The sequence below is a fragment of the Rahnella sp. R3(2024) genome (assembly GCF_042920125.1).
In the GTDB taxonomy this organism is placed as follows: Bacteria; Pseudomonadota; Gammaproteobacteria; order Enterobacterales; family Enterobacteriaceae; genus Rahnella; species Rahnella rivi.
On the sequence record NZ_JBHGBU010000001.1, the window covers coordinates 115,739 to 142,674 of the forward strand.

Genomic DNA, 26,936 nt, shown 5'->3' on the forward strand with positions numbered 1-26,936 from the left:
ATTACTTAAACTGTGCCTGATTAAAGATCAGCGAACCGTCAGCAAGCATGTAGACGCCGGTCAGATCTTTGCTCTTTCCGACCAGATTGTCCGGCACGCCAAGGAAGGCCACCGGGGCATCAGCCCACAGCAATTTCTGCGCATCCGCGTAAGCGGCCTGACGTTTGGCGATGTCGGCGGTTTGCAGGCCGGCGGTGATCGCCGCATCCACCTGCTTGTTGCTGTAATAAGAGACGTTATACGCCGACGGGATCCAGGATTCGGTGGCAAACAGCGGGCGCAGCGCCCAGTCTGCATCACCGGTCGACGCCGACCAGGCGCCGTAATACATTTCCACTTTGGCATCCGCCGGTTTCGGGGTGCTCCACAGACGCTGGTTGAGTGAACCGGAATCCATCGGCACCAGTTTCACCCGCACGCCAATCAGCGACAGCTGCTGTTTCAGGAACTGCGCACTGCGGATACGGTCAGTTTTGTTCGAGCTCCACATTTCCACATCGAAGCCCTTCTCATAACCGGCCTCTTTCATCAGCGCTTTGGCTTTGGCGATGTTGTAGCTGTAATCCGGCGTGTTTTGCTTCTGGTAGAACTGAACGTTTTTCGGCAACGGCGACGTTGAAGGCGACCCCATTCCGGCGAACCCGACTTTCAGCCACAGGTTACGGTCAACGGCATAGTTGATCGCCTGACGGACACGCACGTCGGAGAACTCTTTTTTCTGCGTATTAAACGCGATGTAATACAGGTAGATGCCCGGATTTTGCGAAATATCCAGCTTAGGATCGCTCTTCACGGTGTCCACCAGATCGGACGGCAGCGGATAAACGGCTTCCACACCGCCGGATTTCAGTTTCGCCACCTGCGTGGAATCTTCCGGCGTCGGGTACAGCGTCACGGAATCGACTTTCGGCCAGCCCTTCTGCCAGTAGTTGTCGTATTTCACCAGCTTGACGTCTTTGCCCTGCTGCCATTCCACAAACTTAAACGGACCGGTGCCGACCGGATGCACACTCAGATCCTGCTCGTTCGGATACTGTTTCAGCGACGCCGGGCTGTGCATCACCGCAGACGGATGCGCCAGGGTGTTGATCATCGCGCCAAAGGGTTTATTCAGGGTGATCCTGACCTGATAAGGCGTCACCACATCTACGGATTTAATCATGCTGAACAGCGAGTTACGTTTGAGATGATTGGCCGGATCCGCCAGGCGGTCGAGGTTGATTTTCACCGCCTCTGCGTTGAACGGCGTACCGTCCTGGAAGGTCACGTCGTGACGCAGGTTGATCGTAAACTCGGTGGCATCGCTGTTGCTGGTGTAATCCGTCGCCAGCACCGGCACGACGGCCATTTTGCTGTCGAACTGGAATAAGCGTTCAAAAATACCGCTCTGAATGGAATAGCTCAGCGTATCCGTGGTGTCGTGCGGATCAAAACCGGTCACGTCGGCATACATGGAAATGCGCAGGTCTTTCGCCTCAGCCGTAGCGCCGAAACACAGCACCAGACCGGCAGCCATCAGCGTTTTACGGAAAACCCGGGTGTTACCAAGAAATGTCGAATGCATGTACTTCTCCTGTGTGTTGCAAAAAAGAAAAGAAAGATCGTTATGCCTGCGGTTCCGCCACCCAGTGATGCGGGGAAACCTGGCTGTACCTGAGTTTTTCTATCTGTACACCGGCAGGATGCACCGGCGATTTCACTTCCACGTCGTCAAACTGACGCAACGCGCGCTGCGTCGGATCCGCCACCGGCACGGAACTGAGCAGGCGTCGGGTATATGCATGTTGAGGATTACTAAACACAGAATCCCGTGGCCCAATCTCAACAATCTGGCCGCTGTACATCACCGCCACACGGTTGGCGATGCGTTCCACCACCGCCATATCGTGTGAAATAAACAGCCAGGCCACGCCGGTATCGCGCTGCAGATCCATCATCAGATTGACCACCTGCGCCTGAATCGATACATCCAGCGCGGACACCGCTTCATCCGCGATGATCACCTGCGGTTGCAGCGCCATCGCGCGGGCGATAGCAATGCGCTGACGCTGCCCTCCGGAGAATTCGTGGGGGTAACGCCGGGCAAACGAGGGATCCAGCCCGACGCTTTTCAGCAACTGGTTTACCGTCGGGGTGGCTTCGGCCAGCGATTTTTTCAGGCCGTGCAGCAACAAGGGTTCAGCAATGGAAAATCCGACGGTCAGACGCGGATTAAGCGAGGCGTACGGATCCTGAAACACCATCTGAATCTGACGGCGCACCGCCTGAAACGGCGTGTCGCGCATCAGGGTGATTTCTTTGCCCTGAAGATGAATGCTTTCGGATTCGCTGCCGACCAGCCGCAAAATTGCGCGTCCGGTGGTGGATTTACCGCAACCGCTCTCACCCACCAGCGCCAGCGTTTCCCCCGGCCAGATGGAGAAATCGATCTGTTCAACGGCGTGAACTTCTTTGGTAATGCGCGAGAGCACACCGGAGCGGATCGGGTAGCAGACACGCAGTCCGCGCACGTCGAGGAGAGGCGGTGCATCGTAATTGGCGGTCTTCTGGTCGTCATCAGCCAGTAAAGTGTGAGGCTCATCACCTGCAACCGATTGCTTTTCTGCCGCATTTTTAGCCGTCATGACGGCACCTGCCTGCGTACTCAGCAACGGGAAACGGCGCGGCCATTTCAGCCCCTGCATATCGCCCAGTTTTGGCACGGCGGCGAGCAATGCGCGGGTATAAGGATGCTGCGCGTTGGCGAAAATCTCGGTCACGCTGCCCTGCTCCACCACCTTGCCCTGATACATCACCACCACGCGATCGGCGATTTCCGCCACCACGCCCATATCGTGCGTAATGAACAGAACCGACATATCCGTGCCCTGTTGCAGATCACGCAGAATTTGCAGAATGCGCGCCTGCACCGTGACGTCGAGCGCGGTAGTGGGTTCATCCGCAATCAGCAATGCCGGGTCGCAGGCCAGTGCCTGGGCAATCATCACCCGCTGGCGCATACCGCCCGAGAGTTCATGGGGATAACATTTGAGAATGCGTTCGACGTCCGGAATGCGTACCTGTTTCAGCAGTTCGCGGGCTTTGATCAGCGCATTGGCTTTGGTCGCCATGCCGTGATCGAGCAAGCCCTCTGTCAGCTGATCGCCGACGCGCAGCACCGGATTGAGCGAGGTCATCGGCTCCTGGAAGATCATCGACATTTCCTGACCGCGCAGTTTTCGGCGCGCTTCTGCAGACAATGCGGTCAGCGCATGGCGCGTGCCATTACGGCCAATAAAATCGATGCTGCCTGCGTCGATGTGCGCCGAATCCGGCAGTAATCCCATCACGCTCAGGGACGTGACGGATTTACCGGAGCCGCTTTCGCCGACCACCGCCACCACTTCACCTTTATTAATAGAGAAGGAAACGCCTTTCAGCGCCTGCGTTTTGCCTTGCCGGCCGGAAAACGTCACCGACAAATCGTTAATCTGCAAAATGGGCACTGTCATCAATAAACGCCTCCTTTATAAGTTGAACAGTTAAAGCCAGACTTCGCCGTTTTCATAGCGCAATGCCGGTTCGGCGTCCTGCGCCAGCCAGATCGGGCCATCGAGATCGACACGCTCAGCCTGCACCGCCACCGGCAGCGCGGCTTCCATCGCTAACGAGGAACCGAGCATACAACCGACCATGATGCGCAGGCCGAGGTGCCGCGCCTGCGCGGTCATCGCCAGCGCTTCCGTCAGGCCACCGCATTTGTCGAGCTTGATGTTGATCATCTCGTAACGATCCGCCAGCCCGGCAATATCCGCGCTGACATGGCAGCTCTCGTCGGCGCAGACAGGTACAGGATGCAAACAACGCACCAGATCCTGATCATTACCGGCAGGCAGCGGTTGTTCGATCATCGCAACGCCAAATTCGTGCAGTGCCAGAAACAGGCTTTCGAGATCCAGACCCAGCCAGGATTCGTTGGCATCCACCACCAGCGTCGCCTGCGGTGCCGCCGCACGGATGGCCGCCACTTTTTCGACGATCTCGTCACGGTCGAGTTTGATTTTCAGCAATTTCGCACCACCGGCGACCGCCACGGCGGCCGCGGCAGCCATGTTTTCCCGCGTATCCAGACTCAGCGTTTCTGCGGTGATCACCGACACCGGTGCCGCCATATCAAGCAGTTGCCAGACGCTCTTGCCCTGTTTTGCCGCATCGAGACGCCACATTGCACAATCAAGGGCATTGCGCGCGGAACCGGCCGGTAACGCCTGTTGCAGTGCGTCGCGGCTCAGACCCTGCTCAACCTGCGGGCGGATAAAGGCAAGTTGTTCACCCACGCTGTCGGCTGATTCCTGATAATGCGCCGTCGGCGTGCATTCACCGGTGGCGCTGAATTCGCCGTCGGTCAGCGTGACCCGCACCACGGTAACGGCGGTGCGGGTGCCGCGGGAAATCACAAAAGGTTTTGCCAGCGGTAACTCCACGGCACCAAAACTCATCTCAGTCATCAGCCGTTGTCCCTGATCCATTGCGCGATATTTTTGATGCCAAAACGCACCGGATCGGTGGCCGGTACGCCAAATTCTTCGCTGATGTCAGCCAGCGCCGCGATAGCTTCTTCTTCACTCACACCGGATGTATTCAGGGAGAAACCGGCGATCCTGACGTCCGGGCTGGTGAGGCGGGCTGCGGCGAGGTTGGTGTCGAGGCACTGACGCAGCGTCGGCATAAACTGGTGCGGCAGATGGCGCATGTGCGGGCGGCCCAGTTCATGACACATCACTAATAAATGGGCCTGCGCACCGTGGATCAGGCCCATGCTGACACCGGCAAAAGACGGGTGATACAGCGAGCCCTGACCTTCGATGATGTCCCAGTGATTGTCGTCGTTGGCGGGGGCTAACAGCTCCACCGCGCCGGAGATGAAATCGGCAATCACTGCATCAATCGCAATGCCTGCACCGGCCACCAGAATCCCGGTCTGGCCGGTGGCACGAAAATCAGCGTTCAGATCCAGCTCGCGCATGGCCGATTCCAGCGCCAGTGAGGTGTACATTTTGCCGACCGAGCAGTCTGTCCCCACGGTCAGAATACGTTTACCACTGCGTGGAATGCCGGTGCCGGTGTCCAGCTCAGGGCGCATATGGCGCACGTCGAACAGCTCAACATGGTGTTCTGCCGCCAGTTCGACCAGTTCAGGAATATCATTGAGGCCCTGATGCAAACCGTTCGCGACGTTCATCCCGGCGCGGATCGCCGTTTTGATGGAATCGATCCAGTGTTTAGGCAGTTTTCCGCCGGAGTTGGCCGTGCCCAGCACCATGGTTTTCGCGCCCTGCGCTTTCGCGGACGCGATATCCATTTCCGGTAATCCGAGGGACACCGAGTCCGTCGCCAGACGAATTTGTCCGACGCAAGATTCAGGGCGCCAAACGTGAATGCCGCGCGCTGTTTTAGCGGCCAGCGGGTCCATCACATCGCCGAGGAATAACAGGTACGGCATCGGTATTTGCTGCATGTCAGTTTCTCCGTTGAGATTTTTTAGAATGTGTTTTGGTGGTGCGTGCACAGACTATTCCATGCGCAGACACGGGTGACGAATACTTGTTTGGCGAGGGGGTATAACCTGAGGCTATAGGTTTAGTTTATTGAATTTAAAGTGGTTATTAAAAGTGGCTTAGCCGGAGAGGCTGACAGACAAAACGGGGAATTGCAGGCATAAAAAAAGGCAGAGCCAATGAACTCTGCCTTTGCGATTACCTTTTTCAGACACAGAATGGGGTAATAATTTTGTCCACTAACTTAGAAGCGGTAAGTCAGTGCTACAGCAACGATGTCATCAGAGCTTACGCTCAGTTTGTTGTTGTCATCGATCTGGTTGATCATGTAGTCAACATAGGTGTACATGTTTTTGTTGAAGTAGTAGGTTGCGCCGATTTCGAAGTATTTAACCAGGTCAGCATCGCCCACGCCTTCAACATCTTTCGCTTTGGACTGCACGTAACCGATTGACGGACGCAGACCATTTTCAAACTGGTACTGTGCAACTAACTCATAACCCTGAGTTTTGTTAGCGAAGCCGCCTGGGATAGACGCCAGGTTGCGGGTTTCGTTATACATTGCAGAGAGATAAATCTGGTTAGCATCGTATTTCAGAGCTGTTGCCCATGCAGAGGCTTTATCACCGCCACCGATGGCAGAGTTAGCTTGTGCATTGGTACGGTCAGAGGAAGAACCTGCGATAACCGCGCCGATACCTGAACCTGCGATATCTTCATAATCGATGGATGCGCCGTAACCGTCGCCGTTCGCTTTGTTGGACGCGCGACCGTCGTTTTCGTTCTTAGCCTGGTACTGCAAGGCCAGGTTCAGACCGGTGACCAGACCGAAGAAGTCCTGGTTACGGTAAGTGGCGAGGCTGTTAGAACGGCCAACCATGAAGTTATCGGAGTTAGCGGTATCACCACCAAACTCTGGCAGCATATCGGTGAAGCCCAGTGCGTCATATACCACACCGTAGTTACGGCCGTAGTCGATGGAACCGAAGTCTTTCACTTTCAGACCCGCAAAGCCCAGACGGGTTTTGTTGCCCAGGTCGCCCTGAGATTCAGCGTGGTTAGCCTGAATGTTATATTCCCACTGGCCATAACCGGTCAGTGTATCGTTAATTTGAGTCTCACCCTTGAAGCCCAGACGCGCATAAGTGTAATCGCCGTCAGAACTCTTATCGTCGGAGAAATAATGCTTGGCAGTCACGCGACCGTAGAGGTCCAGTTTATTACCGTCTTTATTATAAATCTCGGCTGCATTTGCGGTTGAACCCACTGCAATTAAAGAGACCGCTAAGGCCAGCACACTGCGCTTCATCATTATTTAAATTTCCTTGATTTTTTTATAAAGGATGTCTCATGCCCGCTTTCTTTTATATGACTGGAATATCAGGCTGTGAGTATTTGTACATGTTTTTAGATGCGTCTGTCTGTAAAACGACTTGAACCTTAACACTGCGCACAAAAAGTTAAAATGGAAAAGTTCGGCGATATGAGTCTTTTTTACGTAAAGAGATGTAACATTATGTTTCCATCATAAGCCGCTAACCCACTGATTATATGCGGTTTTCGCATAACGTTTTGCACCAGCACAGTGCATCGCATCAATTTGGTGCAAAAAGGGTCTGAGTTTGTAAAGTAGTTGCAAGCCAGATCACCATTCTCAAACGTTTTTTTCTGTTAACAATCGTTAAGGAATTATCTGAAAAATCGTGCCTGTTGCCTTTTAATAGTGCATAGCAGGATAATTATTTTCATTGAAATTTCATTATCTAAAAAATAGAAAATGCAGCCATAAGAATTTTGTACTACTCAATTTTTTGGCCTTTAGGATTTTTAATAAAGGCGCTGATTAAATTAAAACCAAATTTAAGATAAATATAATTACGCGGGTGATTAAATTGAACGAACTTGCCTATTTCTAAATGACCGTCTGGGTTATTTTATATTCAAAACGGGCTTTTGTTTAAAATAGCGATAGGGGAACACAGAGAGTTGCATGGAGGTTTGGGCGTTTTTCGGGGAGAAATTTTTGGTGAAGTGGCGGTGAATCCTCCACTTCAGCCCTCCCCGTGAGAGGAGGGCGTCAGGAATCAACGGAACTGTGCGGCGTGAAGTTGGGCGTAGCGCCCCTGAAGTGAGAGCAGAGATTCATGCGTGCCCTGCTCGACGATCCCTTCTTTATCTACCACCACAATACGGTCTGCATTCTGGATGGTCGCCAGACGGTGAGCGATAACCAGCGTGGTACGCCCCTGAGAGAGTTCAGCCAGTGATTGCTGGATGGCCTGTTCGGTGGCGGTATCCAGTGCTGACGTTGCTTCATCAAGGATCAGGATCGGCGGATTCTTCAGGAAAATGCGCGCAATCGACAGCCGCTGCTTCTGGCCGCCGGAGAGTTTGACGCCGCGCTCCCCGATCACCGTGTCCATTCCCAGCGGTAACGCCCCGATGACTTCATCTAAACGCGCCCGGCTGGCGGCCAGGCGGATTTCCTCTTCGCTGGCATCGAGCTTGCCGTACGCAATGTTCTCGCGGATTGTGCCGCCAAACAGGAAAACGTCCTGCTGCACAATGCCGATGTTATGGCGCAGCGAGGTTTGCGTCATGTCGCGGATATCGATGCCATCGATGGTGATGCTGCCGCTGTCCAGCTCATAAAAGCGGGGCAACAGCGAGCACAGCGTGGTTTTCCCCGCGCCGGACGGCCCGACAAACGCCAGCGTCTCACCGGCATTAATAGAAAGCGTGATGCCGTTGAGGATTTTTCCGGCGGGCGTGTAGCCAAAGGTCACGTTGTCATAATGAATGTCGCCACGCAGATGGCTGACGTTCTGCGCGCCGGGGCGATCCACGATATCCGGGGCGGTATCGATAAGTTGCGTAAAGCGTTTAAAACCGGCAATGCCTTTCGGATAGCTTTCCAGTACCGAACTGATTTTCGCCACCGGACGGAAGAATACTTCCACCAGCAACAGGAAGCCGACAAATCCGCCGTAGGTCAGCTGATCGTTAATCACATACCAGGTGCCGGCGATCATCACGATGATCTGCACCAGGCGGGTACTGAGATAACTCAGCGTCAGGCTGGCAGTCATGATTTTGTAGGCTTTCAGCTTGGTGATGCGGTAGTTGTTGTTATCCGACGCGAACAGCTTTTGTTCGTGCTCTTCATTAGCAAACGCTTTCACCACCCGGATGCCACCAATGCTTTCTTCTATACGTGCGTTGAAATTACCCACCATGCCGAACAGCCGCCGCCAGGTGTCTGTCATCTGCGCGCCGTAACGGCTGACCATCCAGGTCATGGCCGGAACAATAATGATGGTCATCAGCGCCAGCTGCACATGCACGGTCGCCATCAGAATGAACGCGCCAATAAAGGTCATCACCGCGATAAACACATCTTCCGGACCGTGGTGGGCGATCTCCCCCACCTCTTCCAGATCTTTGGTCACGTGAGTGATGATGTGCCCGGTTTTGGTATTGTCGTAATAACGGAAAGAGAGTTTCTGTAAATGGCTGAACGCCTGACGACGCATGTCAGTTTCAATCCCGACGCCCAGCGCGTGACCCCAGTAGTTCACGATCGCCATCAGCAAGGTGTTAATCACATAAATCAGCAGCAAGCCGACGGTTGCACCGATGATCAGCACCCAGTCATGAGCAGGCAAAAGTTTGTCGATAAAGGTTTTGATCGCCATCGGGAAGCCCAGCTCCAGCAGCCCGGCCAGAATGGCGCATCCGAAATCGAGGAAGAACAGCTTTTTATAAGGAACGTAATAAGAGAAGAAACGGCGGAGCATCAGGCATCCTCATAGAATCGGCCCGCAGCGGGCAAGTCCGTCAGTCTAAATGAAAATAGTTATCGATAAAGATAATTTTAGACTTGCCCGCCTGAAGACCGTTTTCACAGAAGTTTGCGCACGCCGCTCAGAATCACGGTAAACGCCGCGTTAAGCGCCTGCCAGGCGATCTCCGTCGTGATCGCTTCATAGGTGGTCAGCACCGCCACAAAGGTGGATTTTTGAGTCGCCAGCAAAGACTCATATTCCCCCGAGCGGAAATCGCTTTTGCCTTTTTCAATCTCCCATGTCACCTGTAACAGGGCTTCAATCTGCGGAACGGCACTGTTTGCCACCGTATTCCAGTTTGCCCCCAGTGAAGCTTTTGCCGCCGCAATGGCACTGTCTTTTACATCAAAAATATCACTCATCTTTATCACCTTTATTATTTATTCGCTGTGCCTGTGCCATTTTTTAATACCAGCTGATACGTCAGCATTGACTGTAAAATCACGTTGACCTGTTTACGCTGGATATTGATATATGCCGGAGAGTCTTGTTGCGAACAATGCTGCCTTTTATAACGGACCTGATAGAAGATATTTCGCAGACCAAACATCTGCTGATCAATCGCAGGGTTGTTATTTAAGGTTTTAGTGCGTGATTCAATCAGTGTTAAATCCGTTTCCGCGGAATTAAAAAACTGACTGTCAGGTTCTGAAGGGGCGGATATCAGCGAAAGTGCCTGCCCTGCCGCCACGGGCGCGGCCTGACAGGCCACCACCGGGATAACAGGCGGTGGATTATCCGCCATTGCCTGTGCGGTCCAGGCAACAAACTGCCGGTCAGCTTTTAGCTGAAAATCGGTGATTTGATTATCTAACGTGGGATCGTATTGATGTGTGGAACACCCGGCCATTGTCATCACGATAATACACATCGCGACGCGGGCTTTAATGATTGAGTTCAAAATGCCTCTCCTGTGACTGATTCAGAGGGCGGACAGTATTCCATTGTCCGTGCCATCAAAAATTAGTCACAAGAGAGGGGCGACGCAATCAACCGGTTAATCATTTTTAATAAAATGATAAGGCCATTTTTCTCATTGGAATAAAAAAGGCGTGGGTGATTATTTTAATTTCTGGCTGCCCTGCCATCGCGTGCCATTATCATTGATAACGTCATACTCCACTTTATCCGCCAGGGTTTTATCTGCCGTAATTTCCACCCGCTCTGAAGTGAACGGCGCCACCATCACACCGGGTAACGCCGTCTTTCCCGAGCGAAGGGAAGAAAGCGTCAGGTGCCACGGCGTCGGATTTTGTATCAACAGTGTTTTATTGCCCGACTCACGGTCGATGCTGAACTGCAATTTTTGCGCATCATTTTCCTGCAATTCACCGATTTTTTCCGGCCTGACAAACACTTTCATGCGGATTTTTAATGGCAGTACGATCTTTTTCTCACCTATATGCTGTGTTTCGGTATTTGGCGGGATCTGATAGATATTCAGCCAGTAAATACTTTCACGGTCCTGCGGCAGACTTCCTGCTGACACCAGCAGCAGGCGAATATTGCGGATCTCCCCCGGTTTCATTTTGAATACCGGCGGGTTAATCACAACCGGCGTGTGTACCTGATCCGGGCTGACGGTCGGGTCACCGTTGTCAGTCCACACCTGCACTACCACCGGTTCTTTCTCGGAATTCACTAATGACAGTGATTCGGCGATGCTTCCCGAGTTGAACACCACACGGGTCTTTTCCGCATTAACCACCGCGCTGGCGTGAAACGCCGTGCAACAGAGCATAATGCTCGCCGCAACGGTGACTTTATTGAAAACTGACCACCACTTGTAACTGCGCATTGACGCTCCCCGCCGTAACTGTTTCGCCACTGATTGCCTCCAGAGACGCCGTAAAATTTCCGGTGTAGGTTGTGACACCGTCCGTTGAATCGCCCTGACTGGTGGTCAGATCTTTATAGGCGTACCAGCCGCCCGCATTTCCGGTCGTCGCCGTTTTACTCGAAAGCAGGTTTAATGCATTACCACTTTCATCATAGATACGAATTCCCACCCCTGAAGCGACACCTGAACTGCCGTAATGAGTGTCCAGTAAATGAGTTAGCCCGCTGGTTGTGGTCAGACCCAGAGTTGTCGCGGCGGTGACCGCTGTTGACTGATTGACTAAGAAACCCATCGCAACATTTGAGGATGAGGTCGATGACTGGCTCACACTGGAAACAGCCCCATCTTCACAACTCAGACTTATGTCAAAAGTGTTTTGACTTGATTCTCCGCTATTAAGTAAAACAGTGGATATTGTGGGTAGCAGAACGACCGTCGGATAATCCTTGACCAAACACATCGCACCTTTAACAATGGTGACATCATTATAAAGCGCAATTTGACCCGGCCAGTTTGGTGACCATCCGGCATAGTTATTACCTTCTAAGTTACCCTCAACTAATGCGTTCATTCCAGGCCCTACAAAAGTAATAAAACCGGACGCCATATTGTTGGCCCAAGTGTAATAACTTCGAGATGCTGCAGCCGCACTGTTTGTATAGACGGTGGAAGCCGTTTTGAATACTTCTACAAAAACATCGCTGAATGCACTCGCAGGTATATAGATTGACGTACTGTCAGTGATATATTCGTCTTCTGTTATTTCCCGCTTCTGCCAGTAACCGTTGAAATAATTACCTGTTTTTAAATTGGTCAATCTTATTGCCAGACCATTGTAATAGGTATGGTATGCGCCTTCGATATCACTCGTTTCATTCAGACCGGCGAGTGCAGAATAGGATTGCGTGGCATAAAATTCATAAAGTGAACCTGCATCGGCTAAGGCACATTTATAAAGAATTTGATTTGCCGTGAACGCAGTGCTTGCCGCTGCTGTAAGAAAATTGGCCGTCGAGCTGGCCAGTAATGTTCCGGCAGGCATAAAACTGTCGCCTGAACTCATAGAGATAACCGATGGTAAACCAATATTACCACCCGTGCCGCGGCTCGTGCCCACCCAGCTTGTTGCTGTATAACCCGCGGCAATAATCTCACTAGATAATGCTGAAGTACTGGTGACCTTTGAACAAGTTGCATGAGATACAACAGGGAGCATAAGCATCAGTGAAGTTATAAGACCTTTTACACTAGACATTTTTCTTAACCCTAATATTAAATTCGACAATGCAGCGTCAGCTGTAAAAATTCATTATCATCACTCTCTGGTAACTGATAATTAATCCGACACTGCTCTGCATTCGTTTTACCCCATGAAACAAACAGCACGCCGGAACGATCATTAATACGTGCGTAAATCTGCCCGGCCTGACCGACCATGCCTATATTATTCCCGTCTTTATCGGTAACGTCCGCGCCCATCGGGATCATCTGATCGCCATCGAGCGTAGTGTTAATTAATACCTGTTTACCCGAGACGGTTTCAAAATTAACCTGAACAATGGCACCGGAATAAGGCACGACCTGCTGACTTCCGCCCTGAATATCCACACTGGAATTTAGTCCTCTGGGGTCAAGGCTGACGGTATTATATTGATAAGGCGATAACGAAGGCATAATGGCATAACCGAAGCTGTCTATTTTTGCGCCCTGCCCGTTTTTAATCTCTGCCCCTTTGGCGCCTTTGGCTTTGACCAGCGCAAAGGTATCACTGACATAAGGTCCGTAGGTCACACCGCCAGAATGAATAAGCAGCGTACCCGACGTGCCAAATCCATACTGTTTATAACCGGTGCCCTGGGAATAAGATCCCCGGAACGTTCCTTTGGAGGTATTTTGTTGCAGTGACCCACCCCAGGTCATTTCATTACCGTTTTCCTGGTAATTTTCTACACCGCTGTATACAGAATAAGATGAATTACTCTTCTCACCAAAGCTTCCCGATACGTTGGTGGTTGCGGACTCAGAGCTTTTATTTTTCGCCACGTTGAATGCCACGTTAGAACGTGAACTCCCCCAATCCAGCGGCATTGAGAAACCGATGGAAATAGTATTCTCGGTATACTTCTGGCGATTTGTCGTGTCTTCCGGTTCGCTATAAAAATTATTGCGGGTGGTATAACTGGTTCTTTGCCTGCCCACGTTAACGTTATAACTGATTCTTTTGTAGCTGTTGCTGTATCCCAGCTGTAACTGAGTGATACGTGAATTATTGCTGTAGTAATCCGATGTGCTGGCATTGAGTGACAGTGAGCCAAAACTGTCAAAGCCCTGCGCAATCGTGGCACTGAACTGATTTTTCTGGTTCAGAGTATCGGAATAATAGTTTGTCGTACTTTCCGCAGCCCTTCTTACACCCAGCACATCCTGCAAATCACGAAAACCTTTTGTTGAATAGCGATAAGCCGCCAGGGTCAGACTGGTTCCCGTGGTAAAGGTTTTGCTGTAACTGGCTTCAGCCCGCCAACCCGACTGGGTTTTATTATTTTCAGCGATGGCATGTGAATACGTGGTGTTAAGCCCTATCGCACCAAACTGCGTCGCCATCACACCGCCAAGCAAATAAGCTTCATAGTCTTTCGCCAGCCGCACACCCGCATTACCGGTAAAACGATTACTGAGCCCGCGCTGAATAACCCCTTCCACGAACTCATTATCTACATTGTAATAATTGCGCACCTTGCCGAGGGCAAACTCGTAATTCCACATACCAGGCCGGATAGAGTCTGGCACGGCAGAATACGGGACAGTGAAAGTTGACGTCTGCCCGTTCGCCTCAATAATCTGCACCTGCAAATCACCCTGCCCACGGGTGTTGCTCAAATCATCAATGACGAACGGTCCCGGTGACACCACCGTTTCATAAATGGTTTTGCCTAGCTGGCTGACCACAACGCGGGCCGTGGTGCTGGCAACACCCCGCACTTCGGGCGCATAGCCACGTTTGCCCTGCGGCATCATTCGGGTATCGCTGGCGAGTTTGACGCCATTGAAAGACAAGCTGCCAAAGAGGCTGCTGTTGGTATAGCTGTCGCCCAATGTAACGACTGAATCAAGCGATGCCAGTGGCCGTTGCGCATAGGTGCGTATGCTGCTCAGCTTATGCCGGGTGCGGCCATTGGTTTCGTTATATGTCAGGTTTGATTGGTTCCTCAGTTGCCATAAGCCGATGTTGGTACCGTTGTTCAGTCCGCTCCAGAAGTTTCTGGTGGTGTATCCGCCGGTGTTTTTGGTTTCATAATAATTGGTGTTGTGTTTAATGAATAAACCCAATGTCCCGCTGTCCCATTGCGAAACGGGAATATACCCGCGCGGCTGACGGTACAGTGAAGCCTGCGGAATGAGTAATTTCAGGTGCTGCGTTGATTGTTCAAACTCCCATGAAGAGCCTTTAGAAAGTGCAGCAAAACTGACACACTGATCATTAAAAGGCAGCAACGAAACCGCATCGGCTTTAAGTTGAATAATTTTAATCTGGTCTGCATTCAAACAGGGTTGTGCATTTTGACCATCAGCCTTATCTCTGAAGTTAATTTCAACATTCTCTTTGACCAGTTTATTATTAACATACAGATCGACGCGGTAAACGCCGGCATCCAGCACTGGCTCTTTTTCATTTAATTTAGCCAGATTGACTGCAACGCCCGAACCCTCAAGCAAACCCGGATCAAAATAGAATTCTTCAGCCATCGCTGCCGATAAATACGTCGATGCAATACATAATGTTAAAAATGAAACAGAGGGAACAAAAGCTTTATTACGGATTGATACCATATTCATAACTCACAATCGCTCCCTGATCGTTGACATACTCAATGACAGCAGTGTCATTTTTCATTATCTGCATTTTTTTGAATTCCACATTCCCTTGCGAGAACGGCGCGAGCATATCGGCAGTCTGTGAATAAATCTGATTTTTATTTTTTATCTTCACACTGGCAATTGACAGATAAAACGGTGAATTGTTTTTAATCTGCAACGTGGTTCCGGCAGCCTTTACTGAAGAGGTAACACTAATATGTTCAGTTAACTGTCCGATTTTTTGCGCAATCTCTGCCGGGCGATAAAATACCTTAATACGGTTTTTCAGCATCACCAGCATTTTGTTTTTTTGCTGACTGTCTTCTCCGGCAGCATTCACCGGCGGAATTTGCAGAAAATTAAAATAGAATAGTGATTCGCGATCCTGCGGTAAGTTTTTCTGGCCAGTATATGAAATCCTCAAAACCTGCCCGTTATTTGATGCGATTTTAAATATTGCCGGTGAGGCAATAAATGGCGCTTTGCCGGTTACCGGGGTTGATTCATTGTCACCGTCATCCAGCCAGGTCTGAACAACGTAGGGAAAGAGATCTTTATTGCTGAATTCAACGTTCATGGACGGCGCATCGGAGGGATAAATTATCCGGCTACCCATCATAGTGACGCTGGAAAATGCGAATGCAGGTAAAAATAACGACACCGCCAGCATTGTATTTAAAATTTTATTAACTCTTTTTTTGCTACACGACATTGATATTACTCTTATCATTAATATTACGATGTGATTAAAGAAGACATTCTCACTGGAATAAAAATAAGATGGCAGTCTGTCTGCCATCTTATAATCGGTGATGTTTACTTAGAGGTAGCTCACTGCATACTCAACGGAACCCGCAACAGTTCCCGCCTCTGCTGCACCGGTGGCATAATAACGAACGCTATATGTCGCGCTGGAAGACGTTTCCCCTGCCTCGATGGCAAGTTCATTATTGGTACTGGTCCAGGTTGAACTCAGGTCAATAGGCTGGTTTGCTGAGTCAACTAACTGAAGATTAACGTTAGTCGCCGTACCGGTATTTGAAAGCGTTCCAAGGTTCGCCGTATCCACCAGATTGCCAGAGAATACCGCATTGACGTTGGTGACGGTTTCAGCAGTAGAACAACCGGACAGCGCCAGTTCAAAGGTCGTAGCCCCGGCAACATTTCCCAGAGCAGTCAAAGCAGAAGTGGAAACCGTAGGTAATAACACCACCGGCGCTGAATCACTGTTTACAGTTACGGCACATGTTTGCGTGGAAACTTCACCCTGAAATGAAATGGTATTATTAGAAACAGCTGACGCCGTCATTGAAAAAGCTGCTACCAATGCACCACAAGCCACTACAATTTTCTTATTCACGTTTTGTCTCTCCATTAGATTAATTTCCTTCTGACGCAACTGGCCTTCAGCCGTTCAATCAGAGTGGATAATCATAATGTCGTGACAAATTTTGGTAAACAATCACATCAAAAACAGATAAATCAGTGAATTATTCCATTTATAATCACGTTAACATCATTTTTGTGCTGAAATTGATGTGAATACAAAAATCACTTAGAGTAATAATCTGCAATTTTTGACAATGTTTTGTTACCAGGTGCGAAACTTACATATTCTTAACTAGGAATATTCTCACTGCAATTAAACACGGGGTAATCTCACGGGTTATTTAACGCAGGTTAAATGGCAGGTTTGAATATTATTTATTCATTCCATCGCTAAATTTTCGATATAAATTATTCACTCAGACAAATACCTGGGTAATGTTATGTCATCAATTCGTAAATATTGATTTGGCACATAAATAATGCGCGATGACTTTTGGCTCCCGCTGATCCTCATCAGGTTCTGCCACCGATGCCTGGAACAAAAAGACGTGGTTTGCGCTGATTAGCCCGCACAGGAAAATGCAGACGATTTTATCGAATGAACTGCCAGGGATTTTAAACACAGGTGCTCACCACATCGCGCCGGTGTACGGCACGCGGATGAAGTTTAAGAGGGTGAAGATTGGAGGGATAAATTGAAGGGATAAAGAGAAATCAGCAGGTGCCGGGTTAAAAGGCGGTTCAGGGGCTGCCAGCCCCTGTCTGTGGGGTTCAGGTCAGAGTTTTTCCACCTCCACCGGCCTGCCATATAACCAACCCTGTCCGACCACTGTCGGCGAATGGCTCAGTAAGAAATCTGCCTGGAGCTGCTCTTCAATCCCTTCCACGATGATGGTTGCGCCGGTGTGAGTGAGCATTTCGAGCATCATTTTTAGCATGTTGAAGCTGACCGATTCTGTGCCGATGGCATCGGTGAATATCTTGTCTATTTTAATAAAATCAAAAGATAATTTGCTCAGATAATCCAGATTGGAATAACCGGTACCAAAGTCATCCAGCGCAATCCGGTAGCCGTACTCTCTCAGCCTGACCAGCGCGTCTTTCAGCACCCGGTGATCTGCCGTCGAACGCTCCGTGATCTCCAGTACAATTTGCTGCCGTTCAACCCCCGCGTTGTCGAGTTCTTCTTCGAGAAACACTTTAAAGTCCGGATCTGTCACATCCGCCGTGGTGATATTAATACTCACGAACAGCGCTTTATTATGGCGCAGATGCGGCCCTATATCTTTCAGCGCGCGGGAGACGACAGAACGGGTCAGCGCTTTAATCTGATGAGTGGACTCAGCGAGTTTGATAAAAATATCAGGCGGGATATTGTCGCCGTGGGTATCTTTCCAGCGGGCTAATGCTTCGTAGCCCATCACCTTGCCCGTCGACATCTCGATAAAGGGCTGAAAATTGATATAGATATCATCATGGCTGATCGCCATTTTGAGTTTATTCTGCATTGAACGGTTATTGCTGACATATTGCACAAGTGCAAATGTAAACATGCCGCCGGCGACCAGACCGGCCAGAATAATAAAGACAATGGCGGTCACCGGCAGGGAGAAAATGCCAATCTGAGTATTTCTTGCCAATACGCAAATATCATATTTTTTGCTGCATTCGGTGAAAAAGGCCCGATGCGACCAGGCCATACGCCCCGGTTTGGTGGCGCCCTCCACCAATCCTGCCGTTTCTCCGAACAACCGGAACACGTGGTTGTGCTGGTGGTTGGTCAGCACCGCACCAAATCCCTTGTATGGAACATAAATGTCGCGAAAAGCCGCCGGTGTGGGGAACAGCAGCACGTTTCTGGATTCCATCATATCGGCGGTAATGCGCGGATCGACAATGCCGCTGAATGACGTCCAGATGCGCTGCCCGTAAAGGGTCACCGCATCAGGCACAGACATGGTCACCGGCTCCGGCAAGCGGCCACGCATCGCCGTACATTTCAGCTGGTGGTCCTGGGTGTATCCAATATCCGAGATAAACACCGAGGTAAACGAAAGATAGCGAATTTCATCAAGAAATCTGTCACTGCAGGGCTCTAACCGTAACGAATTGACATTACTGACAATATTGTGGGATTCATCAGCCACTTCCAGCCCGCGCGCCATGATATGTCGGGCGTAAGAAGCCAGATCGTCGCGGTCATACGCGGCGATAGCGAAATGGGTCATCACCAGAGTGAGTGCGGCCACCAAAACAGTGCTGAACAGAATGAACAGGGGTTGGCCAAAAGGTTTCGCGGTCTTCATTGTGTACCTGAATCTGAAAGGTTATTGGCCCGGTGCGTTCAAGGATACGGGCGGATAGTCGCCAAATTTACTGCCGGCCAGCGCCATCAGCTGACTGAATGCCACATTGTTACTGACTTTCAGTTTTTTCATCATAGCGTGTTTTGTCCGGCTGATACGGCGATAGTCCGTTTTCATTTCTGTCGAGATAGTGGTAATACTCATTTGCTGGCTGAACATAATAAGCACCTGCCATTCGAAGTCGTTCAGCATACCGAAATCGTAATGACGTTTTCGGTCTTCATAAAAAAGAACGCTGACCATACTTTCGGCATTTAATATTTGAGCTGCAGAGGCACGGCAGCCCTCGACGCCTAATTGTTTCATATAAATAGCGTCAGCATTACTTTGGATCAGCAGGGCTGGAATTTCTATTTCGGTGTGAACGATAATATCTATCGCGGGAAACTGAGCTTTGAGTTTCCTGAGGAAGTCCAGCCCCTGAATAATAGACGTATTGGCGTCATACACTTCGCTAAAAATGACATCGATCTTTCTTAATTCCAGCAAAGATTGCAGTGATAAAAAACTTGAAAGTGTGCCCTCAATAATAACCCCGCCCTCTTCTCTTAAAATCTGCGACATGACATCGCTGACCATAGAAAGGGGTTCCATAATTGCCACTTTCTCTCTTCTTTTCCACGCCATCTTTATTCCTTACTTTGATGAAATCCTCGTTTTATTTTATCAATTGATTTTGGGATTTTTGATTTGGGAATATATTTTTAGATTAGGTCAATAATCATGAAAAAACCAGTATGGCCGTGGAATACTTCAGCTAATGTCAGGTATTTGTATTATTTCAGAATAAATCTCTGTCAGGATCCTGACAGAACAGTGAATACACAAAGTGGTAATAGTTTGGCAACTAAGAATAATCTCATTAAAATTAAACCGGAACAGGATCAACGCCACGGGCGGCAGCGCGCAGTGAAAGAGCCGGAGATTCTTAAGAGGCCCGGCGACAGGCGCCTCTTAAGGCCGGTTTGGGTGGCAACCCTGGGATTTGAAATTAAAGCTGAAGTTGAAGTTGAAGTTGAACGTAAACAAACAACAGATCAGATCTGACCTTTCTTCTTTTTATTACGGATCACCAGCCAGCTGATCCCGCCCATTACCGCACCCATAAAAATAAACCAGATGCCAAGCAGCAATTGCGGCGCCATTTCTCCCGGCGGGGTTTCAGGGCTGCCGACGATCAGGCCGTGGAGAGTGGCAACGATGCCGATCACCAGTAAAATCATGCTGTTGCGAAGTAAACGGCGGGCTACGGTCATTGGAGGTCTTGGAGTGGCCATTAATGCGTCCTTGAGCAATAAAAAAAGATAAGGGCGCATCATAGCGCCCTTCGTTTTTATGTCAAAACAGACAGTTCACAATCTGCTGAGGTCAATCAGCGACGATTGCGTACCAGCTGATAGCGGCGGGTGAGATATTCCACCGGTGCGCTCCAGATGTGTACTAAACGGCAGAACGGGAACAGCAGGAACAATGTCATCCCCAGGACCAGATGCACGCGGAAGATAAAGGCCACGCCATCGAGATGCGCCGCCGCGCCGCCACGGAAGGTCACCACAGACTGCGCCCAGCCGACCAGTTTCATCATTTCGCTGCCGTCAGTATGCTGCGCGGAGAAGGGAATGGTGCTCAACCCCAGCGCGCACTGGATCACCAGCAACGCGATGATCATGATGTCACCGAAGCTGGAGGTCGAGCGCACGCGTTCGTTGCTCAGGCGTCGCCACAGCAGCAGACCGCCGCCGATCAGCGTCAGCACGCCACAGGCGCCGCCTGCCCACATCGCCATTTGCTGTTTCACCGGCACCGGCAGGAAGGATTCATACATCCAGTGCGGAGTCAGCATCCCGAAGGCGTGACCCGCGATGATGCCAAGAATCCCCACATGAAACATCGGCGAGGCAATGCGCAGGATTTTCTTCTCAAGGATCTGGCTGGAACCGGCACGCCAGCTGTACTGACCATAGTCGTAACGCAGCCAGCTGCCCACCAGAAAGACCGTGCCACACAGGTACGGGTAGATGTTAAAGAAGAAGTTATTGAGGAAGTCAGTCATTTGCGTGGTTCCCCGCAGGTAGGTCGTCAAGGTTCAGATACTGTGGCGCGACCGCGCCGGCAAAGCGTTTCTGGTGCGCGGCTTCTTCACCTGTCGCACAGCTTTGCTCACCGAGGAACTTGATTTGTTCCTCTTCCCATACCGCATCCAGCGCCGCAGGTGTGTCGTCACGGGCTTCCTGTTTGATCCCGGCGCGCACGGTGTCGGTGGCGATATCACTGCCGGACAGCGCCAGCAGCAGATCAAACAGTTGCGCGTAGTGGCTGTCGCGTTCCTGCATACGGGCGCTCAGCAGCGCGAGGATGGGTGCGATATCACGCAGGCCGTCTCGCGCCTGCGTTTCATCACGGGTGGTCAGATACTCCAGATACAGCGGCAGATAATCCGGCAGCTCGCGGCTGTCGATCTCCAGACCGGCGGCGCGGTATTGCTCCATCAGGTCAACCATCGCCTGACCCCGATCGCGGGATTCGCCGTGCACATGCTCGAACAGCAGCAACGAGGTGGCGCGGCCACGGTCGAACAACCCGGTGTACGCCGACTGCGCATCCAGCAGGTCCTGTTTGCAAAACGATGTGATGTACAGCGCCAGATCAAGGCGCTGTTGAGGGTCCAGTTCCGGGGAGTCGGTCACCGCTTCCAGCAGTTCGATCTGGTGTTCCCAGAGATCGGCTGAAGGATAATCGAGCAGTAATCCTATGAGTCGTAAACTGTTCATTCGCCCTTCCTTTCCGTTTTCGCGCCGATGTCGATGGCGTCGATACGTTTACTGTTGAACAGGTTGAATTTGCTGTCGCTGCCGTGGCAACCGTCACCGAAGCTGAAACCGCAGCCTTTGGCTTCCGGGAAGGCTTCGCGTGCCTGTTCACGGTGGCTGGAAGGCACCACGAAACGGTCTTCGTAGTTGGCGATCGCCAGATAGCGATACATTTCTTCCGCCTGCGCCGCAGACAATCCGACCTGTTCCAGCGCGCTGGTGTCCGTCACGCCGTCCACGGTTTCAGCGCGTTTGAAGTGGCGCATCGCCAGCATACGTTTCAGCGCCCGCAATACCGGCGCGGTGTCGCCCGCGGTCAGCAGGTTCGCCAGGTATTCCACCGGAATACGCAGGCTTTCGACGTCCGGCAGCACGCCGCTGTGCGGCAATGCCCCGGCGTCGGCGGCTGACTGAATCGGAGACAGCGGCGGCACGTACCAGACCATCGGCAGTGTGCGGTATTCCGGGTGCAGCGGCAGTGCCAGCTTCCATTCAATCGCCATTTTGTAGACCGGCGACTGACGCGCGGCGTCCATGACGGAAATCGGAATGCCGTCTTTTTCAGCCTGGGCAATCACTTCAGGATCGTTCGGATCGAGGAAGATGCTCATCTGGCTTTCGTACAAGTCTTTGTCGTTCTCAACCGATGCCGCTTCGGCGATACGGTCGGCGTCATACAACACCACGCCGAGATAACGGATACGGCCGACGCAGGTTTCGGAACAGACCGTTGGCTGGCCCGCTTCGATGCGCGGATAACAGAAAATACATTTTTCTGATTTGCCGCTTTTCCAGTTGAAGTAGATTTTTTTGTACGGGCAGCCGGTCAGGCACATGCGCCAGCCGCGGCATTTGTCCTGGTCGATCAGCACGATGCCGTCTTCGCCGCGTTTATAAATCGCGCCGCTCGGACAGGTCGCCACACACGCCGGGTTCAGGCAGTGTTCGCACAGACGCGGCAGGTACGCCATAAAGGTATTTTCGAACTCGCCGTACATCTCTTTCTGCATGTTGGCGAAGTTCTGATCGGCAGAACGTTTGCTGAACTCCGTGCCCAGATCGTCTTCCCAGTTCGGGCCGCCGACAATTTTCTTCATGCGTTTGCCGGTCAGCAGCGAACGCGGACGCGCCACCGGCTGATGTTTACCGTCTTTCGCGGTGTGCAGATGCTGATAATCAAAATCGAACGGTTCGTAGTAATCATCGATTTCCGGCATGTGCGGGTTAGCGAAGATTTTATGCAGCAGGTTGGCTTTGTTGCCCATGCGCGGCTGCAGTTTGCCGTTGATTTTGCGGATCCAGCCGCCCTTCCATTTTTCCTGGTTTTCCCAGTCATGCGGATAACCCAGACCCGGTTTGGTTTCCACGTTGTTAAACCACGCGTATTCCATCCCTTCGCGGCTGGTCCAGACATTTTTACAGGTCACGGAACAGGTGTGGCAGCCAATGCATTTGTCGAGATTCAGCACCATGCCGACTTGTGAACGAATTTTCATTTGGCTTTCTCCTGTTTGACCGCGTCCTGCACGTAGTCGTTACCTTCGTCATCCAGCCAGTCGATGCGGTTCATTTTGCGCACAATCACGAATTCATCGCGGTTAGAACCGACGGTGCCGTAGTAGTTAAAGCCGTACGCCAGCTGGGCGTAGCCGCCGATCATGTGGGTTGGTTTCGGGCACACGCGGGTGACGGAGTTGTGAATACCGCCGCGCTGCTGGCTGATTTCCGAACCCGGAATGTTCACGATGCGTTCCTGTGCGTGGTACATCATGGTCATCCCCGCCGGTACGCGCTGGCTGACCACCGCACGGGCGCTCAGCGAGCCGTTGGCGTTGAAGGCTTCGATCCAGTCGTTGTCTTCGATGCCCAGTTTTGTTGCATCGTCTTCACTCAGCCAGACAATCGGGCCGCCGCGACCTAAGGTCAGCATCAGCAGGTTGTCGCTGTAGGTGGAGTGAATGCCCCATTTCTGGTGCGGCGTCAGGAAGTTCAGCGCCATTTCCGGGTTGCCGTTCGGCTTCGCGTTCAGCAACGGCTGCGCCGCGCGGGTGTCGATTGGCGGACGGTACACCAGCAGGCTTTCACCGAAGGCGCGCATCCACGCGTGATCCTGATAAATCTGCTGACGGCCTGACAGCGTGCGCCACGGGATCAGCTCATGCACATTGGTGTAACAGGCGTTGTAAGAGACGTGTTCATCTTCCAGACCAGACCAGGTCGGGCTGGAGATGATTTTGCGCGGCTGTGCCTGAATATCGCGGAAGCGGATTTTCTCGTCTTCTTTATTCAGCGCCAGATGCGTATGGTCGCGGCCGGTGTTCTGGCTCAGCGCCGCCCAGGCTTTCACGGCCACCTGACCGTTGGTTTCCGGTGCCAGCGTCAGGATGACTTCCGCCGCATCAATCGCGGTGTTGATCATCGGCTGGCCTTTGGCGGTACCGTCCGGTTTGGTGTAATTCAGTTTTTTCAGTAAATCGACTTCGCTGTCGGTATTCCAGCTGATGCCTTTACCGCCGTTACCGAGTTTTTCCAGCAACGGACCGACCGAGGTGAAGCGCTCATAGGTGTTCGGATAGTCGCGTTCAACGGCCATCAGATGCGGCGCGGTACGCCCCGGGATCAGGTCGCATTCGCCTTTCTTCCAGTCTTCCACGCCAAACGGCTGCGCCAGCTCAGCGGCGGAATCGTGCTGAATAGGCATCGTGACCATGTCGGTTTCCACACCCAGATGGCCGACGCAGACGCGGGAGAACTCTTTGGCGATACCTTTGTAGATTTCCCAGTCGCTTTTTGAATCCCACGCCGGGTCAACGGCGGCTGACAGCGGATGAATAAACGGATGCATGTCCGAGGTATTCATGTCGTCTTTTTCGTACCAGGTGGCGGTTGGCAGCACGATGTCGGAATACAGACAGGTGCTGGACATACGGAAATCAAGCGTCACCACCAGATCCAGTTTGCCTTCGCCGCCCTGCGCCTGCCATTCGACTTCTTCCGGCATCACGCCGCCCTGAATACCGAGATCATCTCCCTGAATACCGTGTTCGGTGCCCAGCAGATATTTCAGCATGTACTCGTGGCCTTTACCGGAAGAACCCAGCAGGTTGGAGCGCCAGACGAACAGGTTACGCGGGAAGTTCTGCGGATTGTCCGGCTGTTCGGCGGCAAAGCGCACGCTGCCGTCTTTCAGGGCTGCGACGGTGAAATCGGCAGGCGATAAGCCGACCGCTTTCGCCTGTTCCGCGATGTGCAGCGGGTTAACGTTGAGCTGCGGCGCAGACGGCAGCCAGCCCATACGCTCGGCGCGCACGTTGTAGTCGATCATGCTGCCGGTGAATTTGGATTTATCCGCCAGCGGAGACAACAGTTCCTGCGGCGCGACGGTTTCGTAACGCCACTGGCTGGAATGGTTGTAGAAGAACGAGGTGCTGTTCATCTGGCGCGGCGGACGCTGCCAGTCCAGACCAAACGCCAGCGGCTGCCAGCCGGTTTGCGGACGCAGTTTTTCCTGCCCGACGTAGTGTGCCCAGCCGCCACCGCTCTGGCCGACGCAACCACAGAAGATCAGCATGTTGATCAGACCGCGGTAGTTCATGTCGAGGTGATACCAGTGGTTCATCCCGGCACCGACGATGATCATCGAACGGCCATGGGTTTTGTTGGCGTTGTCGGCAAATTCATGGGCGATACGCGCAATGTTCTGCTGAGAAACGCCGGTTATTTTTTCGGCCCAGGCTGGCGTATAGGCTTTGATTTCGTCATAGCTTTGCGCGCAGTTTTCGTCGTTCAGGCCGCGCTCAATGCCGTAGTTCGCCAGCGTCAGATCGTAAACGCTCGCCACCAGACCGGTGCTGCCGTCTGCCAGTTGCAGGCGTTTGACCGGCAGTTTGTGCATCAGGATTTCATCCAGCGCCACGCTGTTGAAATGCTCGCTGACCGCGCCGCCGAAGTACGGATACCCGACGTTGACCACGTCATCGTGATCGTCGAGCAGGCTCAGCTTCAGGCTGACCTCTTTATGATCTTTCCCTTCGCGGGATTCCAGATTCCACTGGCCTTTTTCGCCCCAGCGGTAACCGATAGAACCTAACGGTGACACCAGTTCGCCGGTGTTTTCGTCAAAGGCGATGGTTTTCCACTGCGGGTTATTTTCCTGACCCAGATTGTCCACCAGATCGGACGCGCGCAGCATACGGCCTGCGGCATAGGAGCCGTCTTCGCGCGGTTCGAGCATCACCAGCATCGGCATGTCGGTGTAACGACGCACGTAGTCGGTGAAGTACTGGCTTGGGTTATCAATATGGAAGGATTTGAGGATCACATGGCCCATTGCCAGCGCCAGTGCGCTGTCGGTGCCTTGTTTCGGTGCCAGCCACTGGTCGCAAATCTTGGCGATTTCGGCGTAATCCGGCGTGATCGCAACGGTTTTGGTGCCTTTGTAGCGCACTTCGGTGAAGAAGTGGGCATCCGGGGTGCGGGTCTGCGGAACGTTTGAACCCCAGGCGATAATATAAGAAGAGTTGTACCAGTCAGCGGATTCAGGGACGTCGGTCTGCTCGCCCCAGGTTTGCGGAGAAGCCGGTGGCAAATCGCAATACCAGTCGTAGAAGCTCAGACACACGCCGCCGATCAGCGACAGATAGCGCGCGCCGGAGGCGTAAGACACCATCGACATCGCCGGAATTGGCGAGAAACCGATAATGCGGTCCGGGCCGAAGGTTTTGGCGGTATAAACGTTGGACGCCGCAATCAGCTCATTCACTTCCTGCCAGCTTGAACGCACAAAGCCACCGCGACCGCGTGCGGCTTTATATTCTTTGGCTTTTTCCGGCTGATTGACGATCGAGCCCCAGGCATCGACCGGATCGCTGTATTGCAGTTTGGCTTCGCGCCATAACTGGATCAGCTTTTTGCGCATCAGCGGGTATTTCAGGCGGTTAGCACTGTAGAGATACCAGGAGTAGCTGGCGCCACGCGGGCAGCCACGCGGTTCGTGGTTTGGCAGATCAGGACGGGTGCGCGGGTAGTCAGTCTGCTGGGTTTCCCAGGTGACCAGACCGTTTTTAACGTAAATCTTCCAGCTACAGGAACCGGTGCAGTTCACACCGTGCGTGGAACGGACCACTTTGTCGTGCTGCCAGCGGCTACGGTAGCCGTCTTCCCAGTCACGGTTGGTATTCAGCGTCTGGCCGTGGCCGTCAGCGAAGGGTTCAGCTAGCTGTTTGAAATAGCGAAACCGGTCAAGAAACTTGCTCATCCGGGAATCTCCTGTGCAAAGGCCTGTGGCGCTTTGTCATTATGTGAATGGCGGGGAATACAACTACATTGCTCAAGTTGGCCTCAGGGTATGC

21 protein-coding genes are annotated in these 26,936 nt (G+C 52.0%); 1 reads left to right on the top strand and 20 read right to left on the bottom strand.

Annotation, left to right across the window (positions count from 1 at the left end; genetic code table 11):
- Position 1: 1 nt before the first annotated feature.
- The 15 genes from ABSH60_RS00445 to ABSH60_RS00515 all read right to left on the bottom strand — a co-directional run bounded on the left by ABSH60_RS00445 (position 2) and on the right by ABSH60_RS00515 (position 19,402).
- The gene (locus ABSH60_RS00445; protein ID WP_122095171.1) at positions 2 to 1,564 is read right to left on the bottom strand and encodes a glutathione ABC transporter substrate-binding protein; all 1,563 of its coding nucleotides are present in this window, start codon (positions 1,562 to 1,564) and stop codon (positions 2 to 4) included.
- Between the two features lie 40 nt (positions 1,565 to 1,604).
- Positions 1,605 to 3,491 carry an ABC transporter ATP-binding protein gene (locus tag ABSH60_RS00450; RefSeq protein WP_217203530.1) on the bottom strand — a complete coding sequence of 629 codons (1,887 nt, stop codon included), beginning with the start codon at positions 3,489 to 3,491 and terminating at the stop codon, positions 1,605 to 1,607.
- Positions 3,492 to 3,521: 30 nt separating this feature from the next.
- On the bottom strand, positions 3,522 to 4,487 hold the full coding sequence (dgcA, locus tag ABSH60_RS00455) for an N-acetyl-D-Glu racemase DgcA (RefSeq protein WP_056770202.1): 966 nt from the start codon (positions 4,485 to 4,487) through the stop codon (positions 3,522 to 3,524).
- Complete coding sequence (gene dgcN / locus ABSH60_RS00460; RefSeq protein ID WP_390972226.1) at positions 4,487 to 5,497, bottom strand: N-acetyltransferase DgcN; 1,011 nt, start codon at positions 5,495 to 5,497, stop codon at positions 4,487 to 4,489. Before dgcN ends, dgcA begins: the two co-directional genes overlap by 1 nt.
- 284 nt (positions 5,498 to 5,781) lie before the next feature.
- The gene (locus tag ABSH60_RS00465; RefSeq protein WP_056770197.1) at positions 5,782 to 6,849 is read right to left on the bottom strand and encodes a porin; all 1,068 of its coding nucleotides are present in this window, start codon (positions 6,847 to 6,849) and stop codon (positions 5,782 to 5,784) included.
- 772 nt (positions 6,850 to 7,621) lie between these two features.
- Positions 7,622 to 9,334 carry an ABC transporter ATP-binding protein gene (locus ABSH60_RS00470; protein ID WP_056770194.1) on the bottom strand — a complete coding sequence of 571 codons (1,713 nt, stop codon included), beginning with the start codon at positions 9,332 to 9,334 and terminating at the stop codon, positions 7,622 to 7,624.
- Positions 9,335 to 9,438: 104 nt separating this feature from the next.
- A complete protein-coding gene (locus ABSH60_RS00475) occupies positions 9,439 to 9,744 on the bottom strand; it encodes a hypothetical protein (RefSeq protein WP_122095163.1) in 306 nt (101 codons plus the stop codon).
- A 14-nt stretch (positions 9,745 to 9,758) separates the two neighbouring features.
- A complete protein-coding gene (locus tag ABSH60_RS00480) occupies positions 9,759 to 10,283 on the bottom strand; it encodes a hypothetical protein (protein ID WP_390972229.1) in 525 nt (174 codons plus the stop codon).
- Between the two features lie 159 nt (positions 10,284 to 10,442).
- Positions 10,443 to 11,180, bottom strand: a complete 738-nt coding sequence (locus tag ABSH60_RS00485) for a fimbria/pilus periplasmic chaperone (RefSeq protein ID WP_390972231.1) — start codon at positions 11,178 to 11,180, stop codon at positions 10,443 to 10,445.
- Positions 11,146 to 12,477 (bottom strand): fimbrial usher protein StbD, encoded by a 1,332-nt coding sequence (stbD, locus tag ABSH60_RS00490; protein WP_217203525.1) that lies wholly within the window; start codon positions 12,475 to 12,477, stop codon positions 11,146 to 11,148. Before stbD ends, ABSH60_RS00485 begins: the two co-directional genes overlap by 35 nt.
- 17 nt (positions 12,478 to 12,494) lie before the next feature.
- A complete protein-coding gene (locus tag ABSH60_RS00495; RefSeq protein WP_390975644.1) occupies positions 12,495 to 15,053 on the bottom strand; it encodes a fimbrial outer membrane usher protein in 2,559 nt (852 codons plus the stop codon).
- The gene (locus ABSH60_RS00500; protein WP_390972233.1) at positions 15,037 to 15,792 is read right to left on the bottom strand and encodes a fimbria/pilus periplasmic chaperone; all 756 of its coding nucleotides are present in this window, start codon (positions 15,790 to 15,792) and stop codon (positions 15,037 to 15,039) included. Before ABSH60_RS00500 ends, ABSH60_RS00495 begins: the two co-directional genes overlap by 17 nt.
- Before the next feature lie 108 nt (positions 15,793 to 15,900).
- Complete coding sequence (locus ABSH60_RS00505) at positions 15,901 to 16,455, bottom strand: fimbrial protein (RefSeq protein WP_217203523.1); 555 nt, start codon at positions 16,453 to 16,455, stop codon at positions 15,901 to 15,903.
- Positions 16,456 to 17,185: 730 nt separating this feature from the next.
- The gene (locus ABSH60_RS00510; RefSeq protein ID WP_390972235.1) at positions 17,186 to 18,715 is read right to left on the bottom strand and encodes an EAL domain-containing protein; all 1,530 of its coding nucleotides are present in this window, start codon (positions 18,713 to 18,715) and stop codon (positions 17,186 to 17,188) included.
- A gap of 21 nt (positions 18,716 to 18,736) precedes the next feature.
- Positions 18,737 to 19,402 (bottom strand): response regulator transcription factor, encoded by a 666-nt coding sequence (locus tag ABSH60_RS00515; protein WP_136376404.1) that lies wholly within the window; start codon positions 19,400 to 19,402, stop codon positions 18,737 to 18,739.
- Between the two features lie 96 nt (positions 19,403 to 19,498).
- Here ABSH60_RS00515 and ABSH60_RS00520 point away from each other — a divergent pair, with 96 nt between their 5' ends.
- The gene (locus ABSH60_RS00520; protein WP_390972238.1) at positions 19,499 to 19,822 is read left to right on the top strand and encodes a hypothetical protein; all 324 of its coding nucleotides are present in this window, start codon (positions 19,499 to 19,501) and stop codon (positions 19,820 to 19,822) included.
- Here the strand turns inward: ABSH60_RS00520 and ABSH60_RS00525 are convergent.
- From ABSH60_RS00525 to ABSH60_RS00545, 5 genes are all read right to left on the bottom strand, one after another.
- A complete protein-coding gene (locus ABSH60_RS00525; RefSeq protein WP_056770162.1) occupies positions 19,813 to 20,052 on the bottom strand; it encodes a hypothetical protein in 240 nt (79 codons plus the stop codon). The two genes, ABSH60_RS00520 and ABSH60_RS00525, sit on opposite strands and share 10 nt — an antisense overlap.
- A gap of 95 nt (positions 20,053 to 20,147) precedes the next feature.
- Positions 20,148 to 20,828, bottom strand: a complete 681-nt coding sequence (narI, locus tag ABSH60_RS00530; protein WP_056770158.1) for a respiratory nitrate reductase subunit gamma — start codon at positions 20,826 to 20,828, stop codon at positions 20,148 to 20,150.
- Positions 20,821 to 21,546: a nitrate reductase molybdenum cofactor assembly chaperone gene (gene narJ / locus ABSH60_RS00535; protein WP_122095147.1), complete on the bottom strand. Its 726-nt coding sequence runs from the start codon at positions 21,544 to 21,546 to the stop codon at positions 20,821 to 20,823. Before narJ ends, narI begins: the two co-directional genes overlap by 8 nt.
- Positions 21,543 to 23,081 (bottom strand): nitrate reductase subunit beta, encoded by a 1,539-nt coding sequence (gene narH, locus ABSH60_RS00540; RefSeq protein ID WP_056770152.1) that lies wholly within the window; start codon positions 23,079 to 23,081, stop codon positions 21,543 to 21,545. Before narH ends, narJ begins: the two co-directional genes overlap by 4 nt.
- Positions 23,078 to 26,842, bottom strand: a complete 3,765-nt coding sequence (locus ABSH60_RS00545; RefSeq protein ID WP_183847290.1) for a nitrate reductase subunit alpha — start codon at positions 26,840 to 26,842, stop codon at positions 23,078 to 23,080. Before ABSH60_RS00545 ends, narH begins: the two co-directional genes overlap by 4 nt.
- Positions 26,843 to 26,936 lie beyond the last annotated feature (94 nt).